The following is a 9,933-nucleotide window of genomic DNA, read 5'->3' as shown; positions in this document are numbered from 1 at the left end:
ACCTGGGGCGGCGTGACATTATTGGCACGCCACGGCAGTTCCGGCTGGGGAAAACCCTTTTCATCCTTGGTTTGTGGCCGCGCGCCATCCTAGAAGGCGCGCGCTTTGTATCGCCGGTGCAACCGCGATGAACCTTCTGTGTGATCCGCGCGACACACCGGCGATACGGAATCTGCTTAGAAACGCGAGATCGTCGAAACATTGAGACGCATTTTATCGTTTCAACGCATTGGTAACCGGGTCGTGCACAGATGCAGGAAGCTCAACCAGAGATGACGTCCGTGAAAGCAGCGCTTTTGTCCTTTGTTATGCTGTCTGCCATCGTCCTGTGCGGCCTCGGCATCTATTCGGCCGACGCCGCCAACAATCATCAGGCCGTCGACGGCTACGGCGTCACCGCCGCCCTTCGCTGAAGCCTGGTCCTTCCCGACAAACGGAAAGCTGATCCCATAGTCGGGATCATGACTGGAACGGCCGCCCTTCGACCGTCAGGATGCGCTTTTCCGCGCCGTCGACAACGAGCGCGCTGAGCGTTCCCGAATGCCAGGCGAGCGTGTCGACATTGACGCGGTTGGCCATGATTTCGGCCTCCGGCACCGGTGTGTGCCCATGCACGATCACCTTCGGATAAAGGCCGGGGTGATCGTGAAAGGCATCGCGAATCCAGATCAGGTCCTGCGGACTCTGGCTTTCGAGCGGCACGCCTGGCCGGATGCCGGCATGGCAGAAGAAGAAGTCGCCGAAGGCCACGGAAAACGGCAGTGAGCGCAGGAAATCGACATGGGCTTGCGGTACGGCCTCGATCAGGGCCGCGTGTCCTTTCCGTACCGTCTCTGCCTTGCCGAACCAGCGCGCGTCCGCGACCAGATCAACGCCATAGGACTGCGCCGTCTGGACGCCGCCATAGCGCATGAACAGGCCGTCCGGATCGGGTTCGGCGAGAAAGTCGAGAAAGCCGATGTCATGGTTGCCGGCGAGCATCAGGTGGCGCGGGTCGCGCTTCTGCGCGTCGATCAGGAAATCGATCACACCCCTGGAGTCCGGCCCACGGTCGGCATAGTCGCCGAGATGGATGGCACGCCAGTCAGCGGTCGGCTTGTATTCGAGCTCGCTTTCGATCCGGCGGTGCATGGCGGCCAGGAGGTCGAGCCGGCCATGCACGTCGCCGATGGCGCAGAGCCGCATGCCTTCCGGCCCGCGCGCGTCGAGATAGTGGATGCCGGTTTCGGTCACGGTGAGCGTCTTCCCGTATCGATCATCACGGGAAACTAGGGCGGATAGGTGAATAGGCCCTAGCGCCTCAGCTGGTCCTTGCCCATGTCGGTTACCAAACGCTTACCGCACAGTGCCAGCGTGATGTCCATTTCCTTGCGGATGATCTCCAGCGCCTTGGTGACCCCGTCCTTGCCCATGGCGCCGAGGCCGTAGAGGAAGGGACGGCCGATATAGGTGCCCTTGGCGCCGAGGCAGAGCGCCTTGAGCACGTCCTGGCCCGAGCGGATGCCGCCATCCATGTGCACCTCGATCCTGTCGCCGACGGCGTCGGCGATCTCCTCCAGCACCTCGATCGACGAGGCGGCGCCGTCGAGTTGGCGTCCGCCATGGTTGGAAACGACGATCGCGTCGGCGCCGGTCTGGGCCGCCATCAGCGCGTCCTCCTTGTCGAGGATGCCCTTCAGGATCAGCTTGCCTCCCCAGCGCTCCTTGATCCAGGCGACATCCTTCCACGACAGTTGCGGGTCGAACTGCTCCGTCGTCCACGACGACAGCGAAGAGACGTCGCCGACCCCCTTGGCATGGCCGACGATGTTGCGGAAGGTGCGGCGCTTGGTGCCGGCTATGCCCAGACACCAGCGCGGCTTGAGCGCCAGGTCGATGATGTTGGCGAGCGTCATCTTGGGCGGCGCCGACAGCCCGTTGCGGACATCCTTGTGGCGCTGGCCGAGGATCTGCAGGTCGAGCGTCAGCACCAGCGCCGAGCATTTCGCCGCCTTCGCCCTATCGATCAGGTTGAGGACAAAGTCCTTGTCGCGCAGCACGTAGAGCTGGAACCAGAACGGCCTCTTCGTCACCGAGGCGACATCCTCAATCGAGCAAATGCTCATCGTCGACAGCGTGAACGGCACACCGAACTCTTCCGCCGCCTGCGCCGCCAGCATCTCGCCATCCGCGTGCTGCATGCCGGTCAGGCCGGTTGGCGCCAGCGCCACCGGCATCGCCACCTTCTCTCCGATCATGCTCGTTTCCAGCGAGCGGTTGCTCATATCGACCAGCACGCGCTGGCGGAACTTGATCTTCTGGAAATCCTCCTCGTTGGCGCGGTATGTGCTTTCGGTCCAGGCGCCGGAATCGGCGTAGTCGAAGAACATCTTCGGCACGCGGCGGCGCGCCAGGTCCTTCAGATCGGCAATGGTGAGGATGTCGCTCATGGTCTTTCCCGCTGGGTGTTCGCTAATTCGTTGTCTTGGCGCCGTCGCCGGCGTCGGAGCGCTGTCTCAGCCTCAGCCGTGACACGCGCTGCCAGTCGCCGCTGCGTTCGGCCTCGAGCATCGAGCGCTCGACATAGGAGATGTGGTCCATGGCCGCTTGCCGGGCAGCCGCCGGATCGCCGGCCTTGATCGCCGCATAGATCGCCCGGTGCTGGTGAAGCAGGGCCTCGCGCGCGCCGGGCACGCTGAACACCAGAAGCCGGTTCTGGAACACACCTTCCGACAACAGCCGGTAGCAGGAGCGCAGCGTATGCAGCAGGATGATGTTGTGCGCGCATTCCGAGATGGCGTGGTGGAACTCGATGTCGATCTCGGCCTCGTCGTCGAAATCGCCGGTGCGGTGCGCCTCGTCCATGCGCGCCATGATGCTGTCGAGCAGCGTAAGGTCTTCCGGCGTGGCGCGCCGCGCCGCGTATTCGGCGGCGACCGCCTCGATCTCGCGGCGATACTCCAGATAGTCGGTCACCGCCTTGCGGTGCATCGAGATGAGGTCGGTCACCGGCTTGGTGAACAGCTGGCCGATGACGTCGGCGACATGAGTGCCACCGCCGGCCTTGGTCGTCAGCAGCCCACGCCCCTCCAGCGCCTTCAGCGCGTCGCGCAGGATCGGCCGTGACACGTCGAACTGGCGCGCCAGCTCGCGCTCGCCCGGCAGCCGGTCACCGGTGCGCAACACGCCTTCCAGGATCAGGCTCTCGATCTGCTGCACCACCTCGTCGGCGGTGCGCGAATGCTCGATCCTGGAGAAAATATCGCTCAACGGGGTGCCTGGGAAAAGAAGCGGTTGACGTTCAGATTAAAGCCTGTGTCGCCAACTGGTCAAATTATTTATCCAATTCGTTCGGTTTGGTCCGGTTCGGCGTCGCCGCCCTATATCGCCTTCAGCTAAACTTTGCCGTTTGCGTCTCCCGGCGATTGGTCCTAGAGGACGCCGATACACGCAGGGTCAAGAACAGGGGGACCGGCCGTGTCGGACGAGACGTCCAATCTCGAATTCCAGCCACGCGCCCAGGGCAGCGTCATGGGTTTTCCGGCGCATGGAGGGCGCTCCGGCGCGCTGGGCGAGGTCCATGCCAGGCCGCATCCGCTGATCGAGAAGCCGCGCGTGCTGATCCAGCTTTCCTTCATGACCGAAGGCGGCTCCGGCGTCGACCACGCGGTGCTTTCGGAGATGTCGCGACGCCTTGGCATCGCCGCCCCCGACCGCCAGGCCCGCCACCATGCCATGAAGTGGGGCAAGGGCTCGTTGCGCTGGGAACGGCACACGGAATTCTCGACCTACCTGTGGGAAGGGCCGCTTGCCGAAAGCGCCGGATCGCAGGAGGATTCGCCTTTTGGCAACGGGTTTTCGCCGCCGGGCACGGTCATATCCGGGATCAGGCTCGAGATCCGCAAATGGACGCAGGCCAGCGAAAGACTGATCGCCGATTTCGACCCGACCAGCCTGTGCTACTCGCTGGTCGGGCGCGGCAATGCCGCCATTGTCACGGACTTCCGCCAGGACGGCGACGGCCTGACACGCATGCTGGTGCTCGATCGGGGCCTGACGCCGGCCAGCACCGGCGCGCTGTCGCAGCGGCTGATCGACATCGAGACCTACCGGACGCTGGCCATGCTCGGCCTGCCGCTGGCGCTGACGCTCTCCGGCCGCGCCCGCCGCATCGAGGACCGGCTGGCGCAGACCACGCTGGAAATGAAGGGGGCGGAGACCCGGGACAGCCAGACGCTGCTTGCCGACCTGACCGAGCTGGCCGCCGAATTGGAGGCGGATGCCGCCTCCAGCCTCTATCGCTTCGGCGCCAGCCGCGCCTATGACGGCATTGTCGTCGAGCGACTCGAGGCATTGGAGGAAGAGCCGGTGTCCGGCTACGACACCTGGGCCGGCTTCCTGCAGCGGCGCATGGCGCCGGCCATGCGCACCTGCCGCTCGGTCGAGGAGCGGCAGGCCAACCTGTCGCGCAAACTCACCCGGGCCACCACGCTCCTGCGCACCTGGGTCGATGTCGAGGTCGAGAAGCAGAACCGCGACCTGCTGGCCTCGATGAACAACCGCGCCCGCCTGCAACTGCGCCTGCAGCAGACGGTCGAAGGCCTTTCCGTCGCCGCCGTTTCCTATTACGTCGTCGGCCTCATCTCCTATCTCGCCAAGGGCGCCTCGATCTTCGGCCATGCCTTTGCGCCCGAAGTCGTCACCGCCGCCGCGGTGCCGGTCGCCATCCTGCTTGTCTGGTGGGGCGTGCGCCGCGTGCGGCGCATGCACTCCGAGCCGGCGAAACATCCGGGAGAATAATCTCCCCCTTGAGGGGAGATGTCTCCGAAGGCGACAGAGGGGGTCGCCTCGCGTGGGGCGCCGACGCTCTTCGCGACGTCAGACAGCGTTGGCATTTCACGCGCTAGGACCCCCTCTGACCGCTTCGCGGCCATCTCCCCCCTCGAGGGGGGAGATTAGGGCGCAGCGGCAGATTGCCGCTGCGGAAGCGTCCGGCACTCGATCTCGATCAATGCAGAGTTTGCAACTGACGCGCTTCACTGGTAAAAGATTTTGACCAGTAAAGCGAAGAGGCAGCCCATGCCCGGCCTTGCCATGCCGAAGCCAGATGCCGCCACCATTCGCCGGCGCGCCGAGATCGTCGCCGACATGCGCATCATCGTGCCGGGCGAGGGCGTGGTCGACACGGCCAATGAAATGCGCGCCTTCGAGAGCGACGGTCTCACCGCCTACCGGCAGTTGCCCCTGGTCGTGGTGCTGCCGGAAACGGTGGCGCAGGTCTCGCGGGTGCTCAAATACTGCAACGATCGCAACATCCGCGTCGTGCCGCGCGGCTCCGGCACATCGCTCTCGGGCGGCGCGCTGCCGCTCGAGGATGCCGTGCTGCTGGTCATGAGCCGCTTCAACCGCATCCTGGAGATCGACTTTCCCAATCGAGTTGTCGTCGCCCAACCGGGCGTCACCAATCTCGGCATCACCACCGCCGTCGAGCAGGAGGGCTTTTATTACGCCCCTGATCCATCCTCCCAGATCGCCTGCTCGATCGGCGGCAACGTGGCGGAGAATTCCGGCGGCGTGCATTGCCTGAAATACGGGCTGACCGCCAACAATGTGCTGGGCATCGAGATGGTCTTGATGAATGGCGAGGTGGTGCGGCTGGGCGGTCGGCATCTCGACGCCGAGGGCTATGATCTGCTCGGCGTCATGACTGGCTCCGAGGGCCTGCTCGGCGTCGTCAGCGAGGTCACCGTGCGCATCCTGAAGAAGCCGGAGACGGCGCGCGCTCTCCTGATCGGCTTTCCGACCAGCGAGCAGGGCGGCCAGTGCGTCGCCGACATCATCGGCGCCGGCATCATCCCCGGCGGCATGGAGATGATGGACCGCCCGGCGATCCACGCCGCGGAGGATTTCGTCCATGCCGGTTATCCGCTCGACGTCGAGGCGCTGCTGATCGTCGAGCTCGACGGACCGGGCGTCGAGGTCGACCACCTGATCGGCCTCGTCGAGGCGATCGCCTACAGGAACGGCTCGACCACCTGCCGCATCTCGCAGTCGGAGCAGGAGCGGCTGAGCTTCTGGGCCGGCCGCAAGGCGGCCTTCCCGGCGGTCGGCCGCATCTCGCCCGACTATTACTGCATGGACGGCACCATACCGCGCAAGGAACTGCCGCGCGTGCTCGCCGGCATGCGCGACCTGTCGGAGAAATACGGGCTCGGAGTCGCCAACGTCTTCCACGCCGGCGACGGCAACCTGCACCCGCTGATCCTCTACGACGCCAACGTGCCGGGCGAGCTGGACAAGGCCGAAAGCTTCGGCGCCGACATCCTGCGCCTCTGTGTCCAGGTTGGCGGCGTGCTGACCGGCGAGCATGGCGTCGGCGTCGAAAAACGCGACCTGATGCCGGAAATGTTCAACCAGGTCGACCTCGACCAGCAGATGAGGGTCAAATGCGCCTTCGACCCCAACCACCTGCTCAACCCCGGCAAGGTCTTCCCGCAGCTCCGCCGCTGCGCCGAGCTGGGGCGGATGCATGTGCATCGCGGGCAGGTGGCGTTTCCGGACATTCCGAGGTTTTGATGGGGGCCAATTTCGCATGACGGCGCAGGAACGCGGCCTATCTCCGTCTTGGGCTACGCCCGAGCCACCTCTCCCCCGCTTTGCGGGGGCGAGGAAAGGCGCTCTCCGATGACAACCTTCACCCCAATCTCATCCGCCGAAGTCCTCTCCACCATTCAATGGGCTGCAGCGGAAGAGGCGCCGTTGGAGATCCTCGGGCATGGTTCCAAGCGCGGCATCGGTCGTCCGCTGCAAGCGGAACACACGCTCGGCCTGTCGAAGCTCACCGGTATCACCCTCTACGAGCCAGCCGAATTGGTGCTGTCGGCCAAAGCCGGCACGGCGCTTGCCGAGATCGAGAGGCTGCTTGCCGAGAACGGCCAGCAATTCGCCTTCGAGCCGATGGACTATGGCCGACTGCTCGGCGGCGAGCCGGGCAAAGGCACGATCGGCGGCGTGCTTGCGGCGAATCTGTCCGGCCCGCGCCGGCTGAAGGCTGGCGCGGCGCGCGACCACATCCTCGGCGTCGGCGCCATCTCGGGTCGCGGCGAGGCCTTCAAGTCCGGCGGCCGCGTCGTCAAGAACGTCACCGGCTACGATCTCTCCAAGCTGATGGCGGGAAGCTGGGGCACGCTCGCCGTGCTGACCGACGTCACCTTCAAGGTGCTGCCGGCGGCGGAGACCGAGGTGACGCTCGCCATCCGTGGCCTGCTCGACGAGGCGGCGACGGCCGCCATGGCGCTGGCACTTGGCTCCAGCGCCGAAGTGTCGAGCGCCGCGCACCTGCCTGAGCGCATCACAGCGCGCGTCGCTACCGGCAAGCATGGCAGCGATGCCGCGACGCTGCTGCGCGTCGAGGGTTTTGGCCCTTCCGTTGTCTATCGCATCGAGGCATTGAAGCAGCTGCTTGGCAAAGCAGGGCCACTGGAGGAGATCGCCGGCGAGGCGTCGAAGGCCATCTGGCGCGATATCCGCGATTGCATACCCTTCGCCGATGGCGGCGCGAGACCGGTATGGCGTGTGTCGATGGCGCCGTCGCAGGCGCATCACATGGTGATGGCCCTGCGCATGCAGGCGGCGGTCGACGCTTTCTACGATTGGCAGGGCGGTCTGGTCTGGCTGTCGATGCGCGAGAACGATCCCGAGGCCGACCTGCTGCGCGGCCTGATCCGCAAGCATGGCGGCGGCCACGCGACGCTGGTGCGCGCCGCACCCGCGCATCGCGCCGCTCTGCCGGTGTTCGAGCCGCAGCCACCGCATCTGGCGGCGCTGTCGGCGCGGCTGAAGGCCGAGTTCGACCCCAAGCATATCCTCAACCCCGGTCGAATGGCGCCGGGTTCCAGCTCTGCTACTCTGGCACACTCATCGGAAGGAGCAGCACAATGAGCAACATCAATCAAGGCCCGGGCGGCGGACCGCGCCAGACCGATCGCTGGCTGGAGCCAGGTTCGACCAACGCCCTGGTCATCTACATTCTCTATCTCGCCGGCCTCGTCATTGGCGTCACCGGCATTGTCGGCATCGTGCTTGCCTACATCAACCGCGGCAAGGCTGGCGGCTTCGTCGAAAGCCACTACACCTTCCTGATCAGGACCTTCTGGATCGGTTTGCTCTACGCGCTGATCTCCGTGGTCCTTATGATGCTCGTGATCGGCTTCCTGCTGATGTTTGCCGCTGCTGTCTGGTTCATCGCCCGCTGCATCCTCGGGCTGCAGGCGCTGCAGCGCGGCGAGCCGGTCAAGAACCCGCAAAGCTGGCTCCTCGGACAATAGGACTCCCCGGTGCAGACCAACTTCTCAGCCGCCCAGCTTGCCGATCCGCACGTCGCGGAATCGGAAAAGATCCTGCGCAAATGCGTGCATTGCGGCTTCTGCACCGCCACCTGCCCGACCTATGTGACCTTGGGCAATGAGCTGGATTCGCCGCGCGGGCGGATTTATCTCATCAAGGACATGCTCGAGAACGGCCGGCCGGCCGACAAGGAGATCGTCACCCATATCGACCGCTGCCTGTCCTGCCTCGCCTGCATGACGACATGCCCTTCGGGCGTCAATTACATGCATCTGGTCGACCATGCTCGCGCCCATATCCAGCAAACTTACAAGCGGCCGCTGCTCGACCGGCTGACGCGCGCCATGCTGGCTTTCGTGCTGCCCTATCCCTCGCGCTTCCGTGCGGCATTGAAGCTGGCCGGGCTCGGCAGGCCGTTCATCGGCCTGTTCGAAAAGCTGCCGGCGCTAAAGCCTGTCGCCGCCATGCTCAGGCTCGCGCCATCCTCGATCCCGGCGGTGTCGGCAATGGCCTTGCCTGGCGTGCACGCCGGGCAGGGCACGCGCAAGGGCCGCGTTGCCATCCTGACCGGTTGCGCGCAGTCGGTGCTCGATCCGGCCATCAACGAGACGGCCATCTCGCTGCTGACAAGGCTCGGCGTCGATGTCGTGGTGCCGGAAGGCGAGGGCTGCTGCGGCGCGCTCGTCCACCATATGGGCCGCGAGGAGGCAGCCCTTGCCTCGGCGAGGCGGAACGTCGACGCCTGGACGCGCGCCATCGACCAGGGCGGGCTCGATGCTATCGTCATCACCGCATCGGGCTGCGGCACCACGATCAAGGACTACGGCTTCATGCTGCGCCTCGATCCGGCCTATGCCGAAAAGGCCGCGCGGGTCTCGGCGCTGGCCAAGGACATCACCGAATATCTGGCCGGTCTCGACCTGCCCGAACCGCTGCGCAAGCCCGGCACTGTCGTCGCCTATCATTCGGCCTGCTCGATGCAGCACGGCCAGAAGATCACCCGGCAGCCGAAGGAGCTGCTGGCCAGGGCGGGCTTTGTCGTGCGCGAGCCGCGCGAAGGGCATCTTTGTTGCGGCTCGGCTGGCACCTACAACATCCTGCAGCCCGAGATCTCGGCAAAACTGCGCGACCGCAAGGTGAAAAACATCGAGTCGACCGGCGCCGAAATCGTCGCCACCGGCAACATAGGCTGCATCACCCAGATCGCCTCCGCCGCGAAACTGCCGGTGGTGCACACGATCAAGCTGCTCGACTGGGCCTATGGCGGCCCGAAGCCGGAAGGCGTTGCCGACTCGACGATGGTCGCGGCAGAGTGATGCAGTTCCTCCAGGTTTCGACTTGGCCAGATAATTCTTCGGACTGTCGGCGCTGCCCCTCACCTGCCTGCCGGCGTCCTCTCCCCGTATAGTGACGGGGAGAGGGGCGCTGTCATGGCTGATTTCGCCAATCACCTGCGTTGCAAGAGGGTCGCCGCCGTCGCAGCCAGTGTCCAGCCGATAGATGGGTAACAGTTTGAACCGGATACATAGGTAACAGTTCTCCCCCTATTTGTCCGCTGCAGCGCCAAGCGGATTGGTTAGCGCGGCGCTGCAGCGGACAAGCGTCATA

9 protein-coding genes are annotated in these 9,933 nt (G+C 65.1%); 6 read left to right on the top strand and 3 right to left on the bottom strand.

Annotated features, from left to right (window positions below; translation table 11 throughout):
• Nucleotides 1-272: 272 nt before the first annotated feature.
• On the top strand, nucleotides 273-413 hold the full coding sequence (locus tag EN781_RS15505) for a hypothetical protein (RefSeq protein ID WP_006206855.1): 141 nt from the start codon (nucleotides 273-275) through the stop codon (nucleotides 411-413).
• A gap of 46 nt (nucleotides 414-459) precedes the next feature.
• Here the strand turns inward: EN781_RS15505 and EN781_RS15500 are convergent, their stop codons facing one another.
• From EN781_RS15500 to EN781_RS15490, 3 genes are read right to left on the bottom strand one after another with little or no spacing between them, the layout of a single operon-like run.
• Nucleotides 460-1,233, bottom strand: a complete 774-nt coding sequence (locus EN781_RS15500; protein ID WP_126056412.1) for a metallophosphoesterase family protein — start codon at nucleotides 1,231-1,233, stop codon at nucleotides 460-462.
• Nucleotides 1,234-1,292: 59 nt separating this feature from the next.
• Nucleotides 1,293-2,429: an alpha-hydroxy acid oxidase gene (locus EN781_RS15495; protein WP_126056411.1), complete on the bottom strand. Its 1,137-nt coding sequence runs from the start codon at nucleotides 2,427-2,429 to the stop codon at nucleotides 1,293-1,295.
• A gap of 22 nt (nucleotides 2,430-2,451) precedes the next feature.
• Nucleotides 2,452-3,249: an FCD domain-containing protein gene (locus EN781_RS15490; protein ID WP_126056410.1), complete on the bottom strand. Its 798-nt coding sequence runs from the start codon at nucleotides 3,247-3,249 to the stop codon at nucleotides 2,452-2,454.
• A gap of 207 nt (nucleotides 3,250-3,456) precedes the next feature.
• On the opposite strand from EN781_RS15490, the gene EN781_RS15485 reads away from it, so the two are divergent.
• The 5 genes from EN781_RS15485 (at nucleotide 3,457) to glcF (ending at nucleotide 9,641) form a co-directional block, all read left to right on the top strand.
• Nucleotides 3,457-4,779 (top strand): DUF3422 family protein, encoded by a 1,323-nt coding sequence (locus tag EN781_RS15485; protein WP_126056409.1) that lies wholly within the window; start codon nucleotides 3,457-3,459, stop codon nucleotides 4,777-4,779.
• Nucleotides 4,780-5,058: 279 nt separating this feature from the next.
• Entirely contained in the window at nucleotides 5,059-6,555 is a 1,497-nt protein-coding gene (locus EN781_RS15480) for an FAD-linked oxidase C-terminal domain-containing protein (RefSeq protein WP_126056408.1), read from the top strand.
• A gap of 108 nt (nucleotides 6,556-6,663) precedes the next feature.
• Nucleotides 6,664-7,920: an FAD-binding protein gene (locus EN781_RS15475; protein WP_126056407.1), complete on the top strand. Its 1,257-nt coding sequence runs from the start codon at nucleotides 6,664-6,666 to the stop codon at nucleotides 7,918-7,920.
• The gene (locus EN781_RS15470) at nucleotides 7,917-8,306 is read left to right on the top strand and encodes a DUF4870 domain-containing protein (RefSeq protein WP_126056406.1); all 390 of its coding nucleotides are present in this window, start codon (nucleotides 7,917-7,919) and stop codon (nucleotides 8,304-8,306) included. The genes EN781_RS15475 and EN781_RS15470 overlap by 4 nt, the downstream gene beginning before the upstream one ends.
• 9 nt (nucleotides 8,307-8,315) lie before the next feature.
• Nucleotides 8,316-9,641, top strand: a complete 1,326-nt coding sequence (glcF, locus tag EN781_RS15465; protein ID WP_126056405.1) for a glycolate oxidase subunit GlcF — start codon at nucleotides 8,316-8,318, stop codon at nucleotides 9,639-9,641.
• Nucleotides 9,642-9,933: the final 292 nt, after the last annotated feature.

The sequence above is a fragment of the Mesorhizobium sp. M4A.F.Ca.ET.090.04.2.1 genome, from assembly GCF_003999085.1.
GTDB lineage: Bacteria > Pseudomonadota > Alphaproteobacteria > Rhizobiales > Rhizobiaceae > Mesorhizobium.
The sequence above is the reverse complement of the archived record's forward strand: the minus strand, read 5'-3'. Positions and strand labels throughout refer to the sequence as shown.